Origin of the sequence: Pseudooceanicola nanhaiensis (genome assembly GCF_020171315.1) — a bacterium.
Classification (GTDB): Bacteria; Pseudomonadota; Alphaproteobacteria; order Rhodobacterales; family Rhodobacteraceae; genus Pseudooceanicola; species Pseudooceanicola nanhaiensis_A.
In genome coordinates, this window is sequence record NZ_JAIUZP010000005.1 from 466561 (window position 1) to 488663 (window position 22103).

The following is a 22103-nucleotide window of genomic DNA, read 5'->3' on the forward strand; positions in this document are numbered from 1 at the left end:
ACATGTCTGCAATCACGCTGTCTGCGGTGGAGAAATGGTATGGCGACGTGGTCGTCATCAAGGGCATCGACCTCGAGATCGAGCCGGGCGAATTCGTGGTCTTCGTTGGGCCCTCGGGCTGCGGCAAGTCCACGCTCTTGCGGATGATCGGCGGGCTGGAAGAGACCAGCCGCGGGCAGATCCTGATCGACGGGCGCGATGTCACCGATCAACCGCCCTCGGGGCGGGGCCTCTCCATGGTGTTCCAGTCCTATGCGCTCTACCCCCACATGTCGGTGGCCGAGAACATGGGCTTCGCGCTCAAGACCGCCGGCGCGCCCAAGGCCGAGATCGAGCAGAAGGTGGCCGCGGCGGCCGATGTTCTCAAGCTCGATGCCCTGCTGGACCGGCGGCCCAAGGACCTCTCGGGCGGGCAGCGCCAGCGGGTCGCCATCGGCCGGTCCATCGTGCGCGATCCCACGGCCTTCCTCTTCGATGAACCGCTCTCGAACCTCGACGCCGCGTTGCGGGTCGAGATGCGCTACGAGATCGCCAAGCTGCACCAGCGGCTCGGCAAGGCGATGATCTACGTCACCCATGACCAGGTCGAGGCGATGACGCTGGCGGACCGGATCGTGGTGCTGGAAGGGGGCCATATCGCGCAGGTGGGCCGCCCGCGCGACCTCTACGAGAACCCCGCCAACCTCTTCGTGGCGCAGTTCATCGGCTCGCCCAAGATGAACGTCATGCCCGTGACCATGTCCGCCACCGGCTACAGCCTGCCCGGCGGGCGCGGCGGCGCGGCTGCGGGCAAGGGCGCGGCCACCCGCCTCGGCATCCGGCCCGAGCATATCACCCTCTGCGCCCCCGGGGAGGGGCAGCTGGACGGCACGGTCGACGTCGCGGAATACCTCGGCGCGGATACGTTCCTCGTGCTCGACTGCGGGCTGGAGGAAAAGGTGACCGTCCGGGTGATCGGCGACAGCGCGCTGCGCCCCGGCGCCACCACCGGCCTTGCCTTCGATCCTGCGCGGCTGATCTTCTTCGACGCCAACGGCCAGGCGCTCTGACCGGGACATTTTCGTTTCCGAAATATCCCTGCCGGAGGCCACGGCCCGTCAGGGCCGCAAAACATCGCGTGCGGGGGCGCCAGCCCCCGCGCCGGAAGGTCAGGCTCCGATCAATCCGTGATCAGGGCAGGACGGTGAGCCAGAACCACACGGTCAGCAGCGCCGTCGCCGTCGCCACCAGCACCGAGGAGGCAGAGACCCTAAGCGCCCGCCCGTAGATCGAGGCGAAGACGTAGGTGTTGATGCCCGGTGCCACCGAGGCCATGATCACCGCCCCGCGCAGGTCGGCGGGCGAGAGCCCCAGAAGGACCCCCATGCCGAGCGCGATCGCCGGGTGCAGCACCAGCGACAGGAAGCAGATCATCGCGATCACCCGGCCGTCACCCTCCAGCTTGTAGCGCACGAGGATGCCGCCCACGGCGAAGAGCGCCACGGGCAGGGCCGCGCGGTTCATCAGGGCGATGCCATCCCACAGCGGCTGCGGCAGCGGCAGGTTCACGATGTTGACGATGAAGCCCACCATCAGCGCCACCACCAGCATGTTCTTCGACAGCTGGCGCAGGATCTGCAGCGGCAGGCGGGCTATGCTCAGCCCGGTCTCCCGGGCGCGCACGACCTCCATTACCGTGGTGCCCAGCGTGTAGCCCACCGGCGCATGGATCGAGATCACCGCGTAGGCCGCATTCAGCTCGTCCTGGCCATAGGCCCGTTCCACCACCGGCAGGCCCAGCATCATCGTGTTGGAGAACTCGGCGATGAAGCCGATCACCACGCTGTCCTGCCAGCTGCGGCCAAAGACGAAATGCGCCACGAGGAAGCCCACGACGAAGGCCGCGAAGGCCCCGGTGTAGAAGGAGGCCAGCAGCGCCGGGTGCATCGCCTGCGCGAGGTCCAGCTTGGCCACCCCGGAGAAGAGCACGCAGGGCAGCGCGTATTTCTGGGCGAAGGTCATGAGCCCGTCGATCGCGAGGGCGGACATACCGCCCGAGCGGGTCGCGGCGTAGCCCGCCCCGATCAGCAGGAAGACGGGGAGGACGACGTAGAAGAGGGTTTCCATGGGGAGAAGTCAGGCCAGTGGGAGAGTGAGGATCATGCCATCGTAGGCTGCCGAGACATGCCCGGGCGTCTCCGCTTCGACCGTGGCATGGTCGAGGTCAATATGCATGTTGGTCAGCACGGCGCGTTTCGGGGCCATGCGGTCGATCCAGCCCAAGGATTGCGCAAGATGCGCGTGGGTCGGATGCGGATCGCGCCGCAGCGCGTCGAGCACCCAGATCTCCAGCCCCTCCAGCGCAGCCCAGCTTTCGGCGGGGATTTCCTTGACGTCCGGCAGGTAGGCAAGGCCCCCGACCCGGAAGCCGAGCGCGTCGATCGACCCGTGGTTCACCCGGAAGGGGGTGAAAGTCAGCGGTCCGCCAGGGCCGTCGATGGTCACGTCGCCGTCGATCGTGTGCAGGTCGAGGATCGGCGGGTAGGGCGAGCCTTCGGGTTGGACGAAGGCATAGCCGAAGCGCTGGATCAGCGCGTTCTGCGTGTCGCCATCCGCCCAGACCGGCAGGCGGTTCTTCATGTTGAAGACGATCTGGCGCAGGTCGTCGATCCCGTGCACATGGTCGGCATGGGCATGGGTGTAGAGCACCGCGTCCAGACGCCCGACACCGGCGTCCAGCAGTTGCGCGCGCATGTCGGGCGAGGTGTCGATCAGTACCGAGGTCATCCCCTCGGGGCCCACCCGTTCCACCAGCATCGAACAGCGCCGCCGCGTGTTCTTGGGATCGTTCGGATCGCACTCGCCCCAGAGCCCGCCAAGGCGGGGCACGCCGCCGGAGGAGCCGCAGCCGAGGATCGTGGCGCGCAGCTCGTCCATCAGGCAGCCGCCTCATAGGCAGCGGCCTTCCAGAACAGCCGGTCGAAATTCTCCTGCGTGCGCGCCGCGAAGTCTGCGTAGTCGAGGCCGAAGGTCTCGGCCCCCACGCGGGCGGTCAGGGCGGAATAGGCGGGTTCGTTGCGGCGGCCGCGATGGGGCGGCGGCGCGAGGTAGGGGCTGTCCGTCTCGACGAGAATCCGGTCGAGCGGGGCAGCGGCAAAGATCTCGCGCAGCTCCTTCGACTTGGGGAAGGCCGCAATGCCGGACATCGAGAGATAGAACCCGAGGTCGAGCGCCGCCTTCGCCAGTTCGGCCGAGGAGGAGAAGCAGTGCATCACGCAGGAGAAGGACGCATTCGCGTGTTCCTCGGCGAGGATGCGGGCCATGTCCTCGTCCGCGTCCCGGGCGTGGATGATCAGCGGCAGGTTGGTGCGGGCCGCGGCCTCGCAATGCAGCCTCAGGCTGGCCTGCTGCACCTGCGCCGTCTCGGGCGTGTAGTGGTAGTCGAGCCCGGTTTCCCCGATGCCGACGAATTTGGGATGGGCGGCGAAGCCCACCAGCTGGTCGACGGTCGCCGGGGGCTGTTCGGTCACCGACATCGGGTGGATGCCCGCGGCGTAGAAGACGCCCGGGTGGGCCTCGGCGATGGCGCGGACCTTGGGCTCCTGCGCCAGCTTGGTGCAGATGGTGACCATGCGCGTCACCCCGGCCTCCGCCGCGCGGGCGATGACATCGGGCAGTTCGCCGTCGAAGTCTTTGAAGTCGAGGTGGCAGTGGCTGTCGGTGATCTGGATCGGGTCGGTCATGTCTGTCTCGGAGGGGGCGCGCCCGGATGGCGTCGCCCGGATGGATGTGCCCGGATCGCGTGGCCCCGGTCGGGCCCTGCCGGTCTGCGGGATGCTCGGCCCCGTCATGCCCGGACGGGCAGGGGCCGCGGTGCGGAGCGCGCCACAGGCCTCAGCCCGCGGCGGTTTCCTGTATCTTGAAGACGGTATCAAGGATCAGCGCGGCAGGGTCAAGGTTGACCGCCAGCCCGTGCTGCACCCGTCCGCCGATGCTCTGTGCCGCCTCGGCCCAGCGACGCGCTGCATGGGGATTGGGCGCCAGACGCAGCAACAGTTCGCCCTCGCCCCGGGCGGCCTGCGGTTCGGGCGGCAGGCCCGTGGCGCCAGTGCGGGCGATGCGCATCATCAGCAGGTCAAGGAGGGCCACCAGCAGGGCGCGTTTTTCCTCCGCCCCGCGGGCGGCGGCGGCATCGGCAAGGGCAAGCGCGCGGCCCCGGTCCAGCCGCGGCAGGTCGTGGAAGAGCGCCAGCAGGTCGCGGTACATCTCGACCCCGCCCATCTGCGCCAGCCGCACCGCCTCGCCGACGGAGCCCGCCGCGAGGGCGGCCAAGGCCTCTTCCGCGCCCTCGGTGGCGATGCCCGCCTGCTCCAGCGCAGCGGCGATCTCGTCGGGCGCGAGCGGCGTCAGGCGCAACTCGCGGCAGCGCGAGCGGATCGTGGGCAGGATCGCGGAGGGGCGGTGGCAGACCAGCAGCAGCACGGTGCGCGCGGGCGGCTCCTCCAGCAGTTTCAGCAGGGCGTTGGCGGCCTGCACGTTCATCTCATCCGCCGCGTCCACGATGATCACCCGGCGCCCGCCGTCGGCCTGCGACATCTGCAGGAAGTGCTTCACCCGCCGCACGCTGTCGACGTTGATCTGCTGGCCGACGCGGCCGGTCTTCTCGTCCACCGGGCGGGTCAGCCGCAGCAGCGCGGGTTCCGATCCGGCCCGCATCCGGGCGGCGACGGGGTGGTCTTCGGAGATGTCCAGCGTCTCGGGCGGGGGCGGCGCGCCGAAGAGCCCGCCGCCGTCATCCTCGGGGGTGGCCAGCAGGAAGCGCGCGATCCGCCATGCCAGCGTCGCCTTGCCCACGCCGCGCGGGCCGGTGATCAGCCAACCATGGTGCAGCCGCCCGCCGGTATAGGCGGAGAGGAAGCCTGCCTCGGCCTCGGCCTGACCGAAGAGGCGCGGCGTGTCGCGCGGATGGGGGGCGCCCTCGATCCGGTCGGGTTCGGGCAGGTCTGCGGGATCGCTCATGCCGGGGTCTCCGCCAGCCGGGCCTCGACGGCCTGCGCCACGTCGGCGGCCACGGCCTCCAGCGTGCGGTTGCCGTCGATCACCACGAAACGGTCGGCGTATTCCTCCGCCAAGGCGAGGAAGCCCTGCCGCATCCGGCGTTGCAGGTCGGCGCCGAAGGTCTCGAACCGTTCCTCGGTGCCCTGCCGCCCAAGGGCGCGGGAGAGGCCGGTTTCCGGGTCCATGTCGATCAGCAGGGTCATGTCCGGCTCGCGCCCGATCATCAGGGCGTGCAGCTTGTCCACGAGGCCGCGCAGGTCGCCCCGCGACAGGCCCTGATACATCCGCGTGCTGTCGGCGAAGCGGTCGCAGACCACCACGGCGCCGCGCTCCAGCGCGGGCAGGATGGTGCGTTCCATGTGGTCGCGGCGTGCGGCGGTGAAGAGCAGGGCCTCGGTCTCGGCGGACCAGCGGTCAGGATCGCCTTCCAGCACGAGGCGGCGGATTTCCTCGGCCCCCGGCGAGCCGCCGGGTTCGCGGGTCAGCACGACCTCGCGGCCCTGCGTGCGCAGATGCTCCGCCAGCAGCCGGGCCTGCGTGGATTTGCCCGACCCGTCGATGCCTTCGAAACTGAGAAACAGGCCCTGTGTCATGCTCCTGCTCTAAGCTGCGCGGGAGCCGCTGTCAAAACCCGTCAAAAACCGCCCTCGGGCCCATCGCGCAGCTGTTTGACCAGCTTGGTCGATGCGGTCCGCAGTCGGACGCCGAAGCCCCCGGTCGGCACGTCCGACATGGCCACCAGTGGCAGGCTCTTCTCGGGCAGGCCCTCGGGCTTGAGGATCAGCTGGGCGACCTGATCGCCCGCCTTGATCGGGGCCTGAAGCGGGCCGTTGTAGACCACCTCGGCCGCCACCTTCTCGGCGTCGAGCACGGGCAGAAGGGCCACCTGATCCTGCGCCACCGTGAGGCCGACGGAGGGCTGCGCGCCCATCCAGACATCGGCGCGGGCGATCTCGGTGCCGGCCTTGGCTATCTGCGCTTCGCCAAATTGGCGAAAGGCCCAGTTCACGACCGAGCGCGCCTCCTCTGCCCGGGTGCGGGTGCTGTCCATGCCGGAGAGCACGAAGATCACCCGGCGGTCGCCCTGCTTGGCAGAGCCCACGAGGCCATAGCCCGCTTCCTGCGTGTGGCCGGTCTTGAGCCCGTCGGCGCCGATCCCCATGCTGAGCAGCGGGTTGCGGTTGTGCACGTTCTGGGGCGCGCGGCCGTCGAATTCGAACCGCTGCTCCGAGAAGAACTTATAGTACTCGGGGAAGTCGGTGATGATGTGGTTGGCCAGCAGCGCAAGGTCGCGGACCGACATCCGGTGTCCATCGGCGGGCCAGCCGTTCGAGTTCGCGAAGGTGGAATTCGTCATGCCGAGCTGCTGCGCCCGCTGCGTCATGTAGCGCGCGAAGCCCGCCTCGGTGCCGTCGGGGCTGAGAGCTTCGGCGATCACGGCGCAGGCGTCGTTGCCCGAGAGCACGATGATCCCCTGCAGCAGGTCCTCCACCCGGACCTTGTCCGTGGTGTCGAGGAACATGGTCGACCCGCCGTAGTTCATCGCATGGGTCGAGACCGGCAGCCGTTCGTCCATGGTCAGCCGCCCGTCGCGCAGCGCCTCGAAGGCGACGTAGAGCGTCATCAGCTTGGACATGGAGGCCGGCGGGATCGGTGTGTCAGCGTCCTTGGCCAGCAGGATCGTGTTGGTCGTCTGGTCGAGGATGAAGGCCGCCCGCGCGGAGGTGTCGAAGGCCCGCGCCGGCAGGGCCATCGTCAGTGCAAGCGCCGCCCCGGCAAGCAGCGTGGCGGCACGGCCAAGCGCAGGCTTCGGCAGGGCGGGCTTCCGCAGGGCAGGGCGGGGGAGCAGGGCGGTCATCATCGTCATCGGCCTCTTTCTGAAAGCCGCCCGGTGCCGCCACTGCGGCGCCGGGCCATGGTCAGGCTAGTTTGTCACGGCGTAGGCGTCGGTGAAACCGGTGGCCTTGATCTTCTTCAACAGGGCATCGCGTTCGCCGGTGGTGGTGGCGGGGCCCACGACCACGCGCCAGAAGGTCTTGCCCTGGGTGGTCTGCTTGCGGATCGTCGGAACCATGCCAGCATTGCTCATCTGGCCCGCCGCATTCTTGGCGTTGGCCTCGACCGAGAAGATCCCGATCTGGAGATAGGGCTTGGACAGCGAGGAGGCGGGTTTCGCCGCCGGTTTCGGGGCTGCGGCAGCGGCAGCGGCGGGTGCCGCGGCAGCCGCAGGCGCGGTCATTGCCTCGGGCGACATGCTGGGACCGGGCCGGCTCTCGGCCTCGACTGCGTCGAGCGCCGCTGCGGCGCCGGGGGCGGGATCGAGCGTCGTCGCTTCGATCGCATCGGGCGCGGCCAGGGTCTCGGCCTCTGCCGGGGCGGGCACCGGGTCCTCGACCACTTCCTCGCGGCGCAGGGCGGTCACGTTCAGTTCCACGGGCTTCCCGGCCAGCATGCCCAGCGTCGAGGCCGCGTCGGACGAGACCTGCAGGCGCGGGCCCGGCATGTCCCGCTCGCGCCGGAAGAGCGCGCCGATGACGAATTTGTCGTTGCTCTCGTTGCGGATGATCACCCGCTCGGGGTCGGTCACGTCGGGGTGGGCCACCCAGACACCGCCCAGCGAGGGCCGCCCGTCCCAGAGACCGGCCTCGGTCACCTGGAAGACCTCGGGGGCCTCGACGTCGCGTTCGATGAGCTTGGTGGCGCGGGCCGGGCCCGCCGCCTCTGCCGGGGCGCCCTTGGGGCGGAAGAGCGCGAAGTCCCCGCCATCCTGGCAGGCGGCCAGCAGGGTCACGGCGCAGGCGGCCGTCGCGAGGCCGCGCCAGTGGCGTCTGGTCCGCGGGTGGTTCGTGACGGTACCGATGGTTTCGGAACCCGTCGCGCGCTTGTGGAATGTCATGCCTCGCCCTCTGCCCGTTCGCGGTCTTTGCCGCCTGTGCGCCGTTCTCCGGCTGTCCTGCCTCTGATGCGGCCCCATGCCGCCTGCCCGGCAGTGTAGCGGCTTGCAGGGATCAAGGAAAGCAGGGGCTGGGCTGTCGGCAGATAATCCCTTCGTGATCGGCGGTCTTTCAGAATCATTTGCCGCCGCTTAAGGACAACCGGACCCGGCCCCACGACCCGCCGGAGGCGCCCGACCGTGGAGGAGTGGCAGAGTGGTCGATTGCACCGGTCTTGAAAACCGGCGTGCGTGAAAGCGTACCGTGGGTTCGAATCCCACCTCCTCCGCCACGTCGTGATCTTATCCACTTTGATGCACTGCCGAGAAGTGATTTGTTTCCTTTGTTTTTCTGGCGAATTTCGGCCTGATACTGTGCTTTCAGTTCTGTTCGATGGTCCGTGTTTGCGCTCGCTGTGTGGTATGTCCCAGAGGCGCTGACGGGGGACAGGCGTGGGGAGTGCATTCAAATCAGAACGAACCTACCTCCATCTGTGCATGAAACGATCGAGAACCGCTACGAACGTTTCGTCGTGTTTCGACGACCCGAATTGAGCCATCTCATCAACGCAACTGGAAACCCCACATCATCGGTCCATCCTCCTAAGTGACGGAAAGGACAGGCGATGGACCACGATCATTCCCATGACACCGCCAGCCAGGGCCTCCTCCGCGATCCGGTCTGTGGCATGGTCGTGGACCCCGACGCGGGAAAGCCCTCGGCCGAACATGCGGCGCACAGCTATCATTTCTGCTCTGACCGGTGCCGGTCGAGGTTCCTCGACGATCCGGAGGCCTATCTCACGGCGGTGGACCCTGTCTGTGGCATGGAGGTGGACCGCGCCAGCGCCGAGCACATGATCAAGCACGAGGGGGCGCGGCTCTACTTCTGCTCCGCCAAGTGCCAGTCGACGTTCGAGGCCGCCCCGGAAGACTACCTTGGCGACCGGCCGGCCGCAGAGCAGATGCCGGAGGGCACGAAATACACCTGTCCGATGCACCCGGAGATCATTCGCGACCAGCCGGGGGATTGTCCGAAGTGCGGCATGGCACTGGAGCCGATGACGCCCTCGGCCGAGACGGGACCGAACCCGGAGTACGTCGATTTCAAGCGCCGGCTCTGGATGGCTGGCCCGCTGGCCCTGGCCGTCTTCGTTCTGGAGATGGGCAGCCACATCGGCATCCCCTTCGCGGAATGGATCGGCCACAGGGTCTTCGGCTGGCTCCAGTTCGCGTTGGCCACGCCGGTGGTCTGGCTGTGCCGCACCTTCTTCAAGCGCGGGTGGGCCTCGATCGTGAACCGCTCGCCGAACATGTGGACCCTGATCGCTCTCGGCACCGGGGCAGCCTATGCCTTCTCCATCGTTTCGCTCGTCGCGCCGGGATTGTTGCCCGCGCAGATGGCCGACGGCATGGGGATGACGCCGGTCTACTTCGAGGCGACGGCGGTGATCCTCGTCCTTGTGCTGATCGGGCAGGTGATGGAGCTGGCGGCGCGGGAACGTACCGGGGACGCCATACGTGCCCTGATCGACCTTGCGCCCAAGACGGCCCGCCGGGTGCGGGACGGCAAGGAGGAGGACGTGGAACTCGCGGTGCTCGCCGCCGGGGACATCCTCCGCGTCCGTCCGGGCGAGAGTATTCCGGTCGACGGGGTGGTGACCGACGGGCGCTCCTCCGTCGATGAAAGCATGATCACCGGCGAGCCGGTCCCGGTCGAGAAGACCGAGGGCGACGCGGTGACGGGCGGCACGCTCAACAAGTCCGGCAGCTTCCTGATGGAGGCACGCAGCGTGGGCGAGGAGACAACGCTCAACCTCATCGTGCAGATGGTTGCCTCGGCGCAGCGGTCGCGTGCCCCGATCCAGGCCGTGGCCGACCGGGTGGCCGGCTACTTCGTACCGGCCGTGGTGGCCGCGGCGCTGCTGGCTTTCGTCGCGTGGTGGGTCTTCGGGCCGGCGCCGGCGCTCAGCTATGCCTTCGTCGCGGCGGTCTCGGTGCTGATCATCGCCTGCCCCTGTGCACTCGGCCTCGCCACGCCGATGTCGATCATGGTGGCCTCGGGGCGCGGGGCCCGTGCCGGGGTGCTGATCCGCGACGCCGAGGCGCTGGAACGTTTCGCCAAGGTCGACGTGTTGATCGTGGACAAGACCGGCACGCTGACCGAAGGCAAGCCGACGCTGACGGATGTCGAAACGGGCGAGATGGACGAGGCCGAGTCCCTGTCGCTGGTCGCCGCGCTGGAGCGCGGGTCGGAGCATCCGCTGGCCGAAGCTCTGGTTGCCGGGGCCGAGGCGCGCGGGGCACGGCAGGTGGAGAGCCGTGATTTCGAGGCGGTGACCGGCAAGGGCGTGACCGGCATGGTCGACGGGCGCCGCGTTGCGCTTGGCAATGCCGCGCTGATGGCGGACCTCTCGGTCGATCCCGGCGCACTCGCGGAGCGCGCCGAGGCCCTGCAGGCCGAGGGCAAGACCGCGATGTTCGTGGCGGTGGATGGGGCTGCCGCCGGGCTCGTCGCCGTGGCCGACCGGATCAAGGAGACGACGCCGGAGGCGATCCGCGCCCTTCACGGCCTGGGCCTGCGCATCATCATGGCCACCGGCGACGCAAAGGCGACCGCACAGGCCGTGGCGGGCGAATTGGGCATCGACGAGGTCCATGCAGAGGTCAGCCCCGAGGACAAGAACGCCCTTGTCCGCAGGCTCAAGGACGAGGGGCTGTCGGTCGCAATGGCCGGGGACGGCGTGAACGATGCCCCGGCCCTCGCCGAGGCCGACGTGGGCATCGCCATGGGCACCGGGGCGGATGTGGCGGTGGAGAGCGCGGGTATCACGCTGGTGAAGGGCGACCTCGGCGGCATCGTCCGGGCACGTCGGCTGGCAGAGGCGACGATGCGCAACATCCGTCAGAACCTCTTCTTCGCCTTCGGCTACAACACCGCCGGCGTGCCGGTCGCGGCGGGGATCCTCTATCCCTTCCTGGGCGTGCTGCTGTCGCCCGTCGTGGCGGCCGCGGCGATGAGCCTGTCTTCGGTCTCGGTGATCGGCAACGCCCTGCGCCTGCGGGCCAAGCGGCTCTGAGGTGGGGCGGCCGGATATGGTAGCGGGGCAGGTGCCATCGTGCGGGGCTTGCAGCCTGCGGCCTGCGGCGTCCGGGGCGCGCGCGGCGGCGTCGTCCCGGTCGCGGCCCGTCCGGTGACCGAGGCCCGTCCTGTGATCGAGGCCTGTCCTGCGATCAAGGCCCGTGCGGCGATCAAGCCCCGTCCGGCGATCTCGCCGGATTGACCGCGCCCCCGCAGCCACGGCATAGTTTCCGTCAGAACCGGAGGTCCCTTGTCGCGCATCCTTGCCATCCTCTTGCTGATCCTCTCCGCCTGGGTCCTCGTGCCCGGCGCGGCGCAGGCCCATGAGGCCGCGCCCAAGATGGCGCATGCGATGGCCTGCGACGCCTGCGCCGACATGGCAGGGGCCGCGCAGGGCGACCATGCGAAGGATTGCCTGCATGGCGCGGGCTGTCTCGGCTACGTGCTGGTCCCGCAGGAGGTCTCGGTCACGGTGTCGCGCCTCGTGGTTCGGATCGTCCGCCCCCATACGCCGCTGGCCCTGTCGTCGGTCTCCCTCAGGCTGGATGTGCCGCCTCCGCGCGCCTGACGTCATCCCCTGCCAGCCAGCGGCGCTGCCGCGATGATGACACCCAGCACGACACCCGCGTCGTGCGTCAGGACAAGACCCATGAACAAGCTTATTCCGGCTGCCCTCGCAGCCGCCGCCGTTGCCATCGGTGCCTTCTACATGACACGCCCGCCGCAGACCCCGGCAGGGCCCGTAGAAACCGCATCGCCCGGGATGGGCGATCCGCTCGTCTCCATTGCTCTGCCCGACAGCCTCAGTGCCGAGGCGGCCCTTGGACAGCGCGCCTTCGAGGCGACCTGCGCGGCCTGCCACGGCGTGAATGCGACCGGCAAGATGGGCTTCGGCCCGCCGCTGGTCCACAAGATCTACGAACCCTCGCACCACGCGGACATTGCCTTCCAGATGGCGGTGCAGAACGGGGTGCGGGCGCATCACTGGCGCTTTGGCGACATGCCGCCGCAGGAGGGGCTTACCCCGGCGGATGTCGCCAACGTGGTGGCCTATGTCCGGGCGCTGCAACGCGCCAACGGGATCGAGTGAGATGAGCACGACACTGACACGCCGCGCCTTCTGTGCCGGAACCACCAGCCTTGCGGGGCTGGCCGCAGCCCCGCTGCGCGCGCAGGCGCCTGCCGCTCAGGGACTTGCCGGGCAGGGGCTTTCCGGTCAGGAGCCTGCGGCGCTGACCGCCCGCGTGGCCACGGCGCAGATCGCCCCCGCCGGCTATGCCCCGACCGAGGTCTGGGGCTATGACGGCCTGCTGCCCGGGCCCGTCCTGCGCGTGCCGCAGGGCGGGCGGCTCACCCGGCGGCTGGTCAACGAACTGCCGGTGCCGACCTCGATCCACTGGCACGGCATCCGTATCGACAACGCCATGGACGGTGTCGCCGGGCTGACGCAGGAGCCGGTCCCACCGGGCGAGAGCTTCGACTACGAGTTCACGGTGCCGGATGCCGGGACCTATTGGTATCACGCCCACACCAACTCGATGGAGCAGGTGGCGCGCGGGCTGGCAGGCGCGTTGATCGTCGAGGAGGCCACGCCGCCCGAGGTCGACCGGGACGAGGTTATCCTCTTCGATGACTGGCTGCTCAACCCCGAGGACGCGCAGTTCGTCGCGCCCTTCGCCCACCCCATGAGCCTGAGCCACGCAGGCCGGACCGGCAATCTGCTGGGCGCGAACGGGACCTATGACCCGGTGATCGGCACCCGCCGGAATGAGCGGCTGCGCCTGCGGCTGATCAACGGCGCCAACGCGCGGATCTTCGTGCTGCGCCTGCACGGGCTGACCGGCTGGACCGTGGCGCTCGACGGGATGCCGCTGGCGCAGCCCGAGACGGTCGAGGGCGAACTGATCCTCGCCCCGGCACAGCGCCTCGACCTGATCGTGGATGTCACGGCCGGGGCAGGGGAGGAGGCGGGCCTTATCCACCTTGGCGATGACGACAGCTGGCAGGTATTCGTGCGGATGCCGGTGGAGGGCTCGGCCGCCGCAACGGCGCGCGGGGCCCCCGCCGCGCTGCCGCCCAATCCCCGCATGGAGGTGCCGGGGCTCGACACCGCGACGCGGCTGGAGATGACGATGGAGGGCGGCGCGATGGCTGGCATGGCCTCGGGCCGGTTCGGGGGACAGGAGATGGAGTTCCGTTCGCTGATGGAGCGGGGGCAATTCTGGGCCCTGTCAGGGCAGGTCGGACGGAGTGACACGCCCTTCGCCCGTCTCAAACTTGGCGAGACGGTGCGCCTGACGCTGACAAATGCGACGGTCTTTCCCCACGCGATGCACCTGCACGGGATGCATTTCCGCGAGGTGCGGCAGGACGGAAGCCTCGGCCCGCTGCGGGACACGATCCTCAGCCTGCCCGATGTGCCGCTGGAGATCGCTTTCGTCGCGGACAATCCCGGCAAATGGTTGTTCCACTGCCACATGCTGGCCCATGCCGCTGCGGGCATGACCACCTGGATCGAGGTCGCATGACCCGCCAGATCGTTTCAACAGGAAGGAGACCAACAATGAAGACCCCTCTCGTCATGGCCATGATCCTGGCCGGCACGGCCGCGCTTGCCCATGGCGGTGTACAGAACGCGGACGTGATGAACCGCATGATGGGCATGTCGGAGCTTGCCAAGCAGATGAAGGTCATCGGCACCATGGCCAAGGGGGCCACGCCCTTCGATGCCGAGGCCGCGAATGCGGCCCTCGCCCGGATGGCCGAGGAAGCCTCCTACATTCCCGCGCTCTTCGAGACCGAGGCCGACGATCCGAAATCCGAGGCGCTGCCCCTGATCTGGCAGGACTTCGGTACCTTCACCACCCGGGCCGCGGAGCTTGAGCGCCTGACCCGGGATTTGAGCGGCACCGTCGCCACACAGGCGGACCTGCGACCTGTCATGCAGCAGGTCGGCAAGGCCTGCAGTGCCTGCCATGGCACCTTCCGCGAGTGAGGCCGGAACCTGAGGCGCGCGATTGCGCTGCCCCTTTGCGCCACGACGACGGCGCAGAGGGGCCATCAGGCTGAAGATCAGGCCCGGTCGGTTGCCGTGGCCCTAGTTTGTCATGTGGTCGTACCCGCCCTAATTCCCGGGATCGGCCAGGGCGGGCTGTGCGCGTAGGAAGAGCCCGAGCGCGAGACATCTCACGGTGGGGCCCCTTGCGGGATACACCCGGAAAGGCTGCGCCTGTGCCCAGATGCGCAGGTTGATTTGCCCCAATCATACGTCGTCTTGATGGCGTGGCGGGATGGCCCCCGCCACGCCGCTTTCGAGGGGCTTACTCTGTCACGATGTCCGTCACGGTCAGCTTGCCCTTCACGCGGTCGGCCACGAAGTCGACCTCCTGTCCTTCGCTCAGCCCTTCCATCATGGCCGGGTCCGCGACCTCGAAGACCATCTTCATCGCGCCCATGTCGAGCGTCTCGAGAGGGCCGTGGTCGATGGTCAGCCGGTTCCACTGGCTGTCGATCTTGGTGATCGTGCCGCGGGCCATGGGCATGTCGCCGTGATCATGGCTCGTCTGGGCAACGGCAGCGGTTGCGGTGAGGAGGGCGAAGGCGCCTGCGATGAGTGTTTTCATTCCGGGTGTCCTTGTTTGAGGGGAAAGGCCGAGGGGGGCAGCGCCCGCCGCGGCGGACGCCGGGGGTGTCATCCACGGGACAGGTGGGAGCGTGGGGTCAGTCGCGTTTCGGGGCTGTCGTTGCGCGCCTCGTCGGGAAGTTCGCCTGTCCATTCCCAAGCTTGCGTGCCGGGAGGGTTCTCGTACCAACCCGGATCGGCATAGTCGTCGGGGGCAATGCCTTCGCGCACCTTCACCACGCTGAACATGCCGCCCATTTCGAGCGGGCCGTAGGGCCCCCAGCCGGTCATCATCGGCACGGTATTGTCGGGCAGTTCCATCGACATCTCGCCCATGTCGGCCATGCCGGCGGTGCCCATGGGCATGTAGCCGGGCGTCTGGCGCCGGATCATCTGGGTCAGCTTGCGCTTGTCGGTGCCGATGAAGGTAGGCAGGTCGTGGCCCATGGCGTTCATCGTGTGGTGTGACTTGTGGCAGTGGATGGCCCAGTCTCCTTCGTGGACGGCATCGAACTCGTAGGCGCGCATCGCGCCCACGGGGATGTCGATGCTGACCTCGGGCCAGCGGGCGCTTTCGGGCACCCAGCCGCCATCGGTGCAGGTCACCTCGAAGTCGTAGCCATGCATGTGGATCGGGTGGTTCGTCATGGTCAGGTTGCCACAGCGCACCCGCACCCGGTCTCCCTTGTTCACCACCAGCGGGTCGATGTCCGGGAAGATGCGGCTGTTCCATGTCCACATATTGAAGTCGGTCATCTCGGCCACGCGGGGCACATATGTGCCCGGGTCGATGTCATAGGCCGCGAGAAGGAAGGCAAAGTCGCGATCCACCGGCATGAAGGCCGGATCGCGGGGATGGACGATGAAGAGGCCCATCATGCCCATCGCCATTTGCACCATCTCGTCCGCATGGGGGTGGTACATGAAGGTGCCCGACTTGGTCAGGTCGAACTCGTAGACATAGGTCTTGCCGGGCGGGATCGCCGGATGGCTGAGCCCGCCGACGCCGTCCATGCCCGAGGGCAGGATCAGTCCGTGCCAGTGGACTGACGTATGTTCCGGAAGGCGATTGGTGACGTAGATGCGCACCCGCTCGCCCTCGACCGCCTCGATGGTCGGGCCGGTGGATTGGCCGTTGTAGCCCCAGAGCCGGGCAATCATGCCCGTGGCCATGATCCGTTCCACCGGCTCGGCGACGAGGTGAAATTCCTTCACGTTGCCGTTCATGCGCCAGGGCAGCGACCAGCCGTTGAGCGTGACGACAGGGTTGTAGTCCGGACCCGAGCCGGGGCGGGGCGGCACCTGCGTGGCCGGGCTGTCATAGCTCGCGGCTTCGGGCAGGTCCCGGAAGCGGGTCTGCGCCTGCGCGGCCCCGGCCAGCACGGCGCCGGCCCCCGCGGTGAGGAGTTGTCTGCGGTTCATCACTCTGTCCCTCCGGTGGGGCCGCCCCAGATGACGGCGGTCATGTCGGCCTCGGCGCGCCAGTAATCAGCCTTGGCACCGGCGGCCCCCAGCTGCGCGTCGAGCCCGTCGCGCGCATCACTGATCAGTTCGAACGTGGAGGTGAGCATCCCGTTGTAGGATCGCAGCGCCTCCTCGTCGATCACGCGGCGTAGCGGCAGGACCTCGTCCCGCCAGTGCACCGCGACGTTGTATTTCCCGGTCACGGCGGCATGGGCGGACCGCGCCTCGGACCGGGCGTTGATCGCGTCCTGCGCCAGTTGCTGCGCGGCGCGCAGATAGGCCAGCTGGCCCCGGCGCGAGACCAGCTTGCCGGTATCGTAGATCGGGATCTCGAAGCCCAGATCGACGATCTGAGTGGTGTCGAACGCGTTGCCCGAACCGCCGTCGACGCGGTCCGCTTCCAGCGAACCCGCCAGCGAGATGTCGGAGACCATCCGCGTCTGTCCCTCGAGGCGGTATTCCCGCGCCACGGCCTCCAGCTCCAGCCGGCCGATGGCGAGGTCGGTCCTGTGTTCCAGCGCCAGCCGCTCCACGTCCGACCGGCCCGGCCTGCGTCCGGGTAGCCCCGGCAGGCGGTTCGGCACGTAGTAGTCGATGTCCGTCCCCCAGAGCCCCATGAGCCGGGTCAGCTTCTCCTTCGCCAGCTGTGCCTCCAGCCGCGCATCGGCGCGCTCGGCGGCCAGTTCCGCGGTGAAGACGTGTTCGCGCGCCTGATCGGCGCGGTTCATCGCCCCCGTGCGCCCCAGCTCGGCCGCCAGTTCCGAGGCGGCATCTGCCGTCTCCTGCGCCTGCGCGACCAGCCCCGCGGCCTCGAAGGCGGCGACGGCGTCGATCCAGGCGCGCCGTGTCTCGGCGGCCAGGGCGACGGTCTCTTCCACCGCTTCGAGCTGCGCCTGCCGGAAGCGGGTCTCGGCAATCGCCTTGCGCGGCTTGAGGGTGATCGTATCGAGGATCGCGCCGGTGACATTGGCTTCGAGGGAGCTCGCCAGCCCGACCTCCCCGATGCCGGAAATCGTCAGGCTGACGGTCGGAATCGGGCCGAGGGCCACCTCCCAGAGATCGGTCGCGGAGAGGCCGAGGTCTGCATAGGCGGCCTGCAGTCCCCGGTTGTTCATCAGGGCGACCTGCACGGCGGTGTCCGGCCCGATGGTCTTGCGGTGGATCAGGGTGCGGACGCGGGCCTCTGTGGCCTCGACCTCGGCGGCGGACTGGGACCAGACGCTTTCCGACCCGGTGGCGCGTCGGGTGCTTTCGGACACCAGCGCAAAGCCCGGCCTCGGCGCGGATGCCTCGCCCACGAGGGCGGCGTCGGCGCAGGCGGAAAGCGCCAGCGGCAGGACAAGAAGGGCGGGACGGATCATGATGATGCCCCTCCCGGTGCCTGCGCATCATTCAGGTTGCGCCAGTCCTCGGGCGCCGCGATGCCGCGTGAGGTATGCAGGACGGGCGGGCCGGACGGTGCAGGTCCGGCGACCACAGGGTCGGCTGCGCGCGTGAGTGGCGAGGCCACGGGCGGCGCGTCGGGCAGGGCACAGCCCGCGAGCGCCAGCGGCACGGAGGCCGCGATCAGAAATTTCATGATATGCTCCGAAGGGGATCGACGATGCGGACGCGGAACGCGCCGCGCGACAGGTCGATCAGGCCTTCGGGGGTCTCTTGAGGCCGTCCGGCTGCGTCAGGGCGATGAGGTCCGCGGCCCCCCAGGGATGGATCGCACGTACCCCGCTAAGCGCCGCGTGGGCGACGAAGGACAGTGTCGACATATCGATGAGGCAGGCGTGATCGCAGCAGGTCGGGGGCGGCTGATCCGGCGCCTGTGCCGGGTCCGCCGCCCTATCGTGCTGAGCGTGAGCGGCATAGTCTGCCATGGTGTCCTGCGGCACGCTGGCGCTGGACTGGTGCGCGCAGACGATCGTCGCCGCGACCGGGGAGGCCACGACCATGAAACCGGTCACTGCCAGCATCACGACAAGGAGACAACGCAACACCATGGCGGCATCCTTGCTCCGATATTCGGCGCTCGGCAACTCACGAATGTATCAGCGTGAGGGGGAAGGGCGGAGCCATCGGCCATGAGGCCTACGGCAAGCACAGCTGGCAATGGGATCGTGCTGAGCCGCAGTCGAGAGACCTCGGCGATCAGCCGACGCGTCTCAGCCCGCTCTTGCTCCCATTCCTGGCCGCGAGTTCGAACTTCTCCGTGGAGTTTCTCTAGTTCGATACGCAAGTAGCCATCGCACCTCTCTTGCTCCATGCCAGCTCCCAAGCACATTGTTGCGTGCAGGATGGGTGTCAGCCCCAGAAAGGCGATCACCACCGCGCCCAATCGGGCCTGGGGAACATCCCGCTTGTCGAGTTCGTGGCAAAGAAGGGGCTGGCAATGAGCGCCGCGTAGGCCCAAGATTCAACCTGCGGACTCTCCGAGAATCTGGAGGAGAGTCGGGTCTCAGGTCAGGGCCGGAGTGTCGGTGCGACAGACGTTTTCAGCGTCCCTCTCCACGTCACGACGTAAGCCCTAGCGGCCTCGCGTGTCATACCGTGCAGGAAAACCTGATGAGGTCCGGAGCTATGGACGTCGGAATATCTTGAGGCTCCGCGCGTTTCGGCCGGTTGCGGACCGCGCCAGACTTGAGACAGCGACCCGAGACGTTCGCCAGTCCGAGGAAATTGACAGGCGTCGATGCCGGGGCCAACCTGCCTGAGGCCGAGGCGGTCGAATGAGATGGGGAGCGACACGACAGAATTCGCCCTGATCTTGATCCGATTGGCTCTCAGGCTGAAAGACGCGAATAGCTTCGCTGCGCAGGGCATCGGCCACCTTCGGTCTCATGCGCGGCAATGACCTCGATATTCTCCCCTCTTCGCAGATCGGAAGAGGCCATTTCTGAACAAAAGCCAAGAGAAGCGTCACGTGGTCTTCAACCGTCCTCCGCCCCCGGCCGACACGCTGTTCCCTCGTGACCGCGAGCGAGAATTGCTGGCGGATGCAGCGCGCGGCGACAAGGCCGCGATGCGGCAGCTCTATGAACGCCACCACGACGCGCTCTTCGCCTTCCTGCGAATGCGCTGCGACGATGACGCCACAACGATGGACGCCGTTCAGGACACCATGCTGGAAGTCTGGCGCAGCGCGGGCAAGTTCTCGGGCAAAAGCTCTGTCCGGACGTGGATCTTTGCCATCGGGCGCAACAAGCTGATCGACCGTGTGCGGCGGGTGTCGCAGCTCTCCTTCGTGGAGGAGGTGCCGGAAGAGATCGACGATACGCCCGACGCCGAGACGGTGATCACCGCCTCCCAGAACGCGACCCTGCTGAGGGCCTGCCTCGACAAGCTGAAGAAGGCCCAACTGGCGGTGATCCGGCTCGCCTTCTACGACGAGCTGCCCTATGGCGAGATCGCGGAGATCGAGGGTGTGCCGGTCGGTACGGTGAAGACCCGCATCTTCCATGCGAAGCAGGCGCTGATGCACTGCCTCGGGCGGAGCGCCTGATCAGGGGCGCGAGACGTCGGTGAACAGCTCGGGACGCCCGGCAAGGAGCGCCTCGGCGGCATCGCGTTCGGCCTCGGTGGCAAAGGTCAGCGTGTAGAGGCCAAGCGCCCCGGGCCCGTCGGTCAGCCGCGCGCCCGTCTCCTGCAGGAGGGCGGTGATCTCGGCCATGGTGGCGCCCTCGGCGAAGGCCACCCGCAGGGCCGGGCCCTCGACGGTTGCGCTGGCGGGGACGAAGCCGCCGCCGGTGCCGGGAAGCTGCGGCACCACCGCGAACTGCCAGAAGAGGACGGTGGCCGCGACAATGGAGGCGACCTTGAGCAGGGAGACCCCGCGGTTGGTGTTGGCCGCCACTGGCTGACGCTCGGCCTCGATGGCGGAGGAGAGCCTTTCCCATCCAGCATCCCGGGCGCCCTCCGGCACCGGCCGCGCGCCAAGTTCGGCAGCGGCGGCGCTGAGGCTGGTCACCTGGGCGCGCAGATCAGGATGGGTTTCCAGCTCTGCCTCGAAGGTCGCGCGGTCCGCCGGTTCAAGGCGATCCTGCAAATAGGCCAATATGCGGTCGTCTTCATCCATTGTGCCATCCACCCATCTTCGTGTGCTACTTTCCAGCATTCCAATCGGAATGAAAGACTGCGGTCGCCCGATTGCCTCGCATGCGCGCACTCTCTGCCCCCTTGGACGCACGGCGCGGGGCTGCGGTTCAAAATACTTGATCCGAGGAGGTGAGGCCGAAAAATCGGGGAATGTTTGAACCGGTCGGCGGGAGGGCGGGACAAAGGCATATGAAACGGCACATCACATATCTCCGAGGGATCGCGGCACCGCTGCTGCTTGTGGCCCTGTCCCTGACCGGGTGTTCCTCCTACGAGCTGAACCCGCCCCCCGTCGCCATGATCAAGGCGGACGCGGGCAACGTGGTCGATGCACGCGAGATCGTGGCGCTTGTGCCGAACGCTTTCGCCGCGGCGACCCTGAAACAGGGGGCGGTGGCGAGAGGGTTCCTCTTCCGCGAGGAAAAGGCGCTGAACGGCCTCGGCCTGCAGATGCTGCGCTTTGAATTCCCGCAGCCGCTGAACGGGCCGGGGGCAATCGCAGTGCTGGAGGAGATCGAGCCGAGCGCGACCGCCGGCATCAACCATGCCTATGCGCCCGCCGCGCATGACAGCCGGCTCGACTATGCCAACGGGATGATGCACTGGCCGGACCACGCCTGTCACGCTCTCGGCCCGATCGGCATGATCGACACAGGGGTGGATGCCTCGATCCCGGAACTCAGCGGCGCGAAGGTGGTCGCCATGGCCTTCCATCGCGGAGCCCCCGCGCCGACCCGGCACGGGACCGAGGTCGCCTCGGTCTTGGCCGATCCGCGGCGGCTGAGCGGGGTCACGCTTTACAGCGCCTCGGTGATCGGCACCTCGGCCCGGGGCCAGCAGGAAAGCGGCGTCGACAGCCTGCTCGACGCGCTGGACTGGATGGCGGGCAATGGCGTGAAGCTGGTCAACATCAGCCTTGCAGGCCCCTACAACAAGCTGCTGGACCGCGGCATCGACACCGCCGAGGCCCATGGCATGACCATCGTCGCGGCGGTCGGCAATGACGGGGCCGGGGCCAACCCGCGCTTCCCGGCGGCGCTTGAGAACGTGGTGGGCGTGACGGCCGTCGATGCGGCGCGGAGCATCTACCCGATGGCGGTGCGGGGTTATCCCGACATCGCCGCCCCCGGGGTCGATGTCATGCTGACCACCGGAGGCAAGGCGCGGTTCGTGACCGGCACCTCGATCGCGACTCCCTTCGTGACCGCGCGGATCGCCTCGGACCCTGCGCTCTACCGGCAGACAGCGCACTCGCTCAGGACGGCACTTGCGGCCACCGCGGTCGACCTCGGCACGCCGGGGCGCGATCCGGTCTTCGGGGCGGGGTTGCTGATGGCCGACCCGGCCTGCCGGGCGGAGTGAGGCGGAGCGCGGGGCACAGGAGGGCAGGAGCCATGGTTGATCAGAACGGCACGCATCCCGACCCGCAGGCCCTGGCCGAGCATTACCGGACGCTGGGCGAACTGACAGAGATCGCGATGCATTCCCCGGTTCTGGCCGAGATGGAGCTGCGCCACATGGGCGAGGTTTTCCTGCGTCCGCTCGGCCTTGGCCAGCTGAGGCGCTGGCGCCGGAACGGCCGGATCATCGGTGTCGCGACCTGGGCCTGGCTGAACAACGAGACCGCCGCGCAGATGCTTGAGAACGGCGGCGTCGCGCCCGACGCATGGACCAGCGGTGATCAGCTCTGGTTCATCGACGTGATCGCCCCCTATGGCGACATGCGGGCGATTTCCCGCGATCTGCGGTCGCTTTTCCCCGGCGTGACCGGGCGTTCGGTGCGATGGAACGACGACGGGACGGTGCGCAAGGTGGGCCTGTTCCACATGTGATCCCGGGGCGCTTCCGCCGCCGCCGAAAAACTTTCTGAAAATCTTTGAACC

The 22103-nt window shown here is 68.3% G+C and carries 23 protein-coding genes and 1 tRNA gene; 11 read left to right on the top strand and 13 right to left on the bottom strand.

Translation table 11 applies throughout. The annotated features are described in order from the left end of the window. Window positions 1-2: 2 nt before the first annotated feature. Complete coding sequence (locus tag LCM32_RS09820; RefSeq protein ID WP_224820868.1) at window positions 3-1049, top strand: ABC transporter ATP-binding protein; 1047 nt, start codon at window positions 3-5, stop codon at window positions 1047-1049. Between the two features lie 121 nt (window positions 1050-1170). Here LCM32_RS09820 and LCM32_RS09825 read toward each other — a convergent pair whose 3' ends face one another. The 7 genes from LCM32_RS09825 to LCM32_RS09855 form a co-directional block, all read right to left on the bottom strand. After that, entirely contained in the window at window positions 1171-2106 is a 936-nt protein-coding gene (locus LCM32_RS09825; protein WP_224820869.1) for an AEC family transporter, read from the bottom strand. Between the two features lie 9 nt (window positions 2107-2115). Beyond that, window positions 2116-2916, bottom strand: coding sequence for an MBL fold metallo-hydrolase (locus LCM32_RS09830; protein WP_224820870.1), 801 nt, complete (start codon window positions 2914-2916; stop codon window positions 2116-2118). Next, window positions 2916-3722 (bottom strand): TatD family hydrolase, encoded by an 807-nt coding sequence (locus LCM32_RS09835; RefSeq protein ID WP_224820871.1) that lies wholly within the window; start codon window positions 3720-3722, stop codon window positions 2916-2918. The genes LCM32_RS09830 and LCM32_RS09835 overlap by 1 nt, the downstream gene beginning before the upstream one ends. A gap of 151 nt (window positions 3723-3873) precedes the next feature. After that, window positions 3874-4998: a DNA polymerase III subunit delta' gene (locus LCM32_RS09840; protein WP_224820872.1), complete on the bottom strand. Its 1125-nt coding sequence runs from the start codon at window positions 4996-4998 to the stop codon at window positions 3874-3876. Beyond that, the gene (gene tmk, locus LCM32_RS09845; RefSeq protein ID WP_224820873.1) at window positions 4995-5630 is read right to left on the bottom strand and encodes a dTMP kinase; all 636 of its coding nucleotides are present in this window, start codon (window positions 5628-5630) and stop codon (window positions 4995-4997) included. The genes LCM32_RS09840 and tmk overlap by 4 nt, the downstream gene beginning before the upstream one ends. 41 nt (window positions 5631-5671) lie before the next feature. Beyond that, complete coding sequence (locus tag LCM32_RS09850; RefSeq protein ID WP_224820941.1) at window positions 5672-6790, bottom strand: D-alanyl-D-alanine carboxypeptidase family protein; 1119 nt, start codon at window positions 6788-6790, stop codon at window positions 5672-5674. 171 nt (window positions 6791-6961) lie between these two features. Continuing rightward, window positions 6962-7933 (bottom strand): SPOR domain-containing protein, encoded by a 972-nt coding sequence (locus tag LCM32_RS09855; RefSeq protein ID WP_224820874.1) that lies wholly within the window; start codon window positions 7931-7933, stop codon window positions 6962-6964. Between the two features lie 239 nt (window positions 7934-8172). Here LCM32_RS09855 and LCM32_RS09860 point away from each other — a divergent pair. The 7 genes from LCM32_RS09860 to LCM32_RS09890 all read left to right on the top strand — a co-directional run bounded on the left by LCM32_RS09860 (window position 8173) and on the right by LCM32_RS09890 (window position 14046). Next, window positions 8173-8262, top strand: a tRNA-Ser gene (locus LCM32_RS09860). Between the two features lie 333 nt (window positions 8263-8595). After that, entirely contained in the window at window positions 8596-11049 is a 2454-nt protein-coding gene (locus LCM32_RS09865; protein ID WP_224820875.1) for a heavy metal translocating P-type ATPase, read from the top strand. A 39-nt stretch (window positions 11050-11088) separates the two neighbouring features. Then, window positions 11089-11253: a hypothetical protein gene (locus LCM32_RS09870; RefSeq protein WP_224820876.1), complete on the top strand. Its 165-nt coding sequence runs from the start codon at window positions 11089-11091 to the stop codon at window positions 11251-11253. A gap of 48 nt (window positions 11254-11301) precedes the next feature. Beyond that, a complete protein-coding gene (locus tag LCM32_RS09875) occupies window positions 11302-11619 on the top strand; it encodes a hypothetical protein (RefSeq protein WP_224820877.1) in 318 nt (105 codons plus the stop codon). Between the two features lie 81 nt (window positions 11620-11700). Next, entirely contained in the window at window positions 11701-12141 is a 441-nt protein-coding gene (locus LCM32_RS09880; RefSeq protein WP_224820878.1) for a c-type cytochrome, read from the top strand. Window position 12142: 1 nt separating this feature from the next. Further along, on the top strand, window positions 12143-13579 hold the full coding sequence (locus LCM32_RS09885) for a multicopper oxidase family protein (protein ID WP_224820879.1): 1437 nt from the start codon (window positions 12143-12145) through the stop codon (window positions 13577-13579). A gap of 35 nt (window positions 13580-13614) precedes the next feature. After that, window positions 13615-14046: a c-type cytochrome gene (locus LCM32_RS09890; RefSeq protein WP_224820880.1), complete on the top strand. Its 432-nt coding sequence runs from the start codon at window positions 13615-13617 to the stop codon at window positions 14044-14046. 325 nt (window positions 14047-14371) lie between these two features. Here the strand turns inward: LCM32_RS09890 and LCM32_RS09895 are convergent, their stop codons facing one another. The 5 genes from LCM32_RS09895 to LCM32_RS09915 form a co-directional block, all read right to left on the bottom strand. After that, a complete protein-coding gene (locus LCM32_RS09895) occupies window positions 14372-14674 on the bottom strand; it encodes a copper-binding protein (RefSeq protein ID WP_224820881.1) in 303 nt (100 codons plus the stop codon). A gap of 68 nt (window positions 14675-14742) precedes the next feature. Then, window positions 14743-16095 carry a multicopper oxidase family protein gene (locus tag LCM32_RS09900; protein WP_224820882.1) on the bottom strand — a complete coding sequence of 451 codons (1353 nt, stop codon included), beginning with the start codon at window positions 16093-16095 and terminating at the stop codon, window positions 14743-14745. After that, on the bottom strand, window positions 16095-17498 hold the full coding sequence (locus LCM32_RS09905; RefSeq protein WP_224820883.1) for a TolC family protein: 1404 nt from the start codon (window positions 17496-17498) through the stop codon (window positions 16095-16097). The genes LCM32_RS09900 and LCM32_RS09905 overlap by 1 nt, the downstream gene beginning before the upstream one ends. After that, a complete protein-coding gene (locus LCM32_RS09910; RefSeq protein ID WP_224820884.1) occupies window positions 17495-17716 on the bottom strand; it encodes a hypothetical protein in 222 nt (73 codons plus the stop codon). The genes LCM32_RS09905 and LCM32_RS09910 overlap by 4 nt, the downstream gene beginning before the upstream one ends. A 58-nt stretch (window positions 17717-17774) precedes the next feature. Beyond that, the gene (locus LCM32_RS09915; RefSeq protein WP_224820885.1) at window positions 17775-18128 is read right to left on the bottom strand and encodes a hypothetical protein; all 354 of its coding nucleotides are present in this window, start codon (window positions 18126-18128) and stop codon (window positions 17775-17777) included. Between the two features lie 983 nt (window positions 18129-19111). Between LCM32_RS09915 and LCM32_RS09920 the strand changes: the two genes are divergently transcribed. Beyond that, window positions 19112-19627 (top strand): RNA polymerase sigma factor, encoded by a 516-nt coding sequence (locus LCM32_RS09920; protein WP_224820886.1) that lies wholly within the window; start codon window positions 19112-19114, stop codon window positions 19625-19627. Here LCM32_RS09920 and LCM32_RS09925 read toward each other — a convergent pair whose 3' ends face one another. Next, on the bottom strand, window positions 19628-20200 hold the full coding sequence (locus LCM32_RS09925) for a hypothetical protein (RefSeq protein ID WP_224820887.1): 573 nt from the start codon (window positions 20198-20200) through the stop codon (window positions 19628-19630). Window positions 20201-20409: 209 nt separating this feature from the next. Here LCM32_RS09925 and LCM32_RS09930 point away from each other — a divergent pair, with 209 nt between their 5' ends. Both LCM32_RS09930 and LCM32_RS09935 read left to right on the top strand, forming a co-directional pair. Next, window positions 20410-21582 (top strand): S8 family serine peptidase, encoded by a 1173-nt coding sequence (locus LCM32_RS09930; RefSeq protein WP_224820888.1) that lies wholly within the window; start codon window positions 20410-20412, stop codon window positions 21580-21582. A gap of 32 nt (window positions 21583-21614) precedes the next feature. Continuing rightward, window positions 21615-22052 carry a toxin-activating lysine-acyltransferase gene (locus tag LCM32_RS09935; RefSeq protein WP_224820889.1) on the top strand — a complete coding sequence of 146 codons (438 nt, stop codon included), beginning with the start codon at window positions 21615-21617 and terminating at the stop codon, window positions 22050-22052. Window positions 22053-22103: the final 51 nt, after the last annotated feature.

Coding starts and splice junctions, on each gene's coding strand:
- LCM32_RS09820 (WP_224820868.1), top strand. CDS start 3: ATGTCTGCAATCACGCTGTCTGCGGTGGAGAAATGGTATGGCGACGTG.
- LCM32_RS09825 (WP_224820869.1), bottom strand. CDS start 2,106: ATGGAAACCCTCTTCTACGTCGTCCTCCCCGTCTTCCTGCTGATCGGG.
- LCM32_RS09830 (WP_224820870.1), bottom strand. CDS start 2,916: ATGGACGAGCTGCGCGCCACGATCCTCGGCTGCGGCTCCTCCGGCGGC.
- LCM32_RS09835 (WP_224820871.1), bottom strand. CDS start 3,722: ATGACCGACCCGATCCAGATCACCGACAGCCACTGCCACCTCGACTTC.
- LCM32_RS09840 (WP_224820872.1), bottom strand. CDS start 4,998: ATGAGCGATCCCGCAGACCTGCCCGAACCCGACCGGATCGAGGGCGCC.
- tmk (WP_224820873.1), bottom strand. CDS start 5,630: ATGACACAGGGCCTGTTTCTCAGTTTCGAAGGCATCGACGGGTCGGGC.
- LCM32_RS09850 (WP_224820941.1), bottom strand. CDS start 6,790: ATGGCCCTGCCGGCGCGGGCCTTCGACACCTCCGCGCGGGCGGCCTTC.
- LCM32_RS09855 (WP_224820874.1), bottom strand. CDS start 7,933: ATGACATTCCACAAGCGCGCGACGGGTTCCGAAACCATCGGTACCGTC.
- LCM32_RS09865 (WP_224820875.1), top strand. CDS start 8,596: ATGGACCACGATCATTCCCATGACACCGCCAGCCAGGGCCTCCTCCGC.
- LCM32_RS09880 (WP_224820878.1), top strand. CDS start 11,701: ATGAACAAGCTTATTCCGGCTGCCCTCGCAGCCGCCGCCGTTGCCATC.
- LCM32_RS09885 (WP_224820879.1), top strand. CDS start 12,143: ATGAGCACGACACTGACACGCCGCGCCTTCTGTGCCGGAACCACCAGC.
- LCM32_RS09890 (WP_224820880.1), top strand. CDS start 13,615: ATGAAGACCCCTCTCGTCATGGCCATGATCCTGGCCGGCACGGCCGCG.
- LCM32_RS09895 (WP_224820881.1), bottom strand. CDS start 14,674: ATGAAAACACTCATCGCAGGCGCCTTCGCCCTCCTCACCGCAACCGCT.
- LCM32_RS09900 (WP_224820882.1), bottom strand. CDS start 16,095: ATGAACCGCAGACAACTCCTCACCGCGGGGGCCGGCGCCGTGCTGGCC.
- LCM32_RS09905 (WP_224820883.1), bottom strand. CDS start 17,498: ATGATCCGTCCCGCCCTTCTTGTCCTGCCGCTGGCGCTTTCCGCCTGC.
- LCM32_RS09910 (WP_224820884.1), bottom strand. CDS start 17,716: ATGAAATTTCTGATCGCGGCCTCCGTGCCGCTGGCGCTCGCGGGCTGT.
- LCM32_RS09915 (WP_224820885.1), bottom strand. CDS start 18,128: ATGGTGTTGCGTTGTCTCCTTGTCGTGATGCTGGCAGTGACCGGTTTC.
- LCM32_RS09925 (WP_224820887.1), bottom strand. CDS start 20,200: ATGGATGAAGACGACCGCATATTGGCCTATTTGCAGGATCGCCTTGAA.
- LCM32_RS09930 (WP_224820888.1), top strand. CDS start 20,410: ATGAAACGGCACATCACATATCTCCGAGGGATCGCGGCACCGCTGCTG.
- LCM32_RS09935 (WP_224820889.1), top strand. CDS start 21,615: ATGGTTGATCAGAACGGCACGCATCCCGACCCGCAGGCCCTGGCCGAG.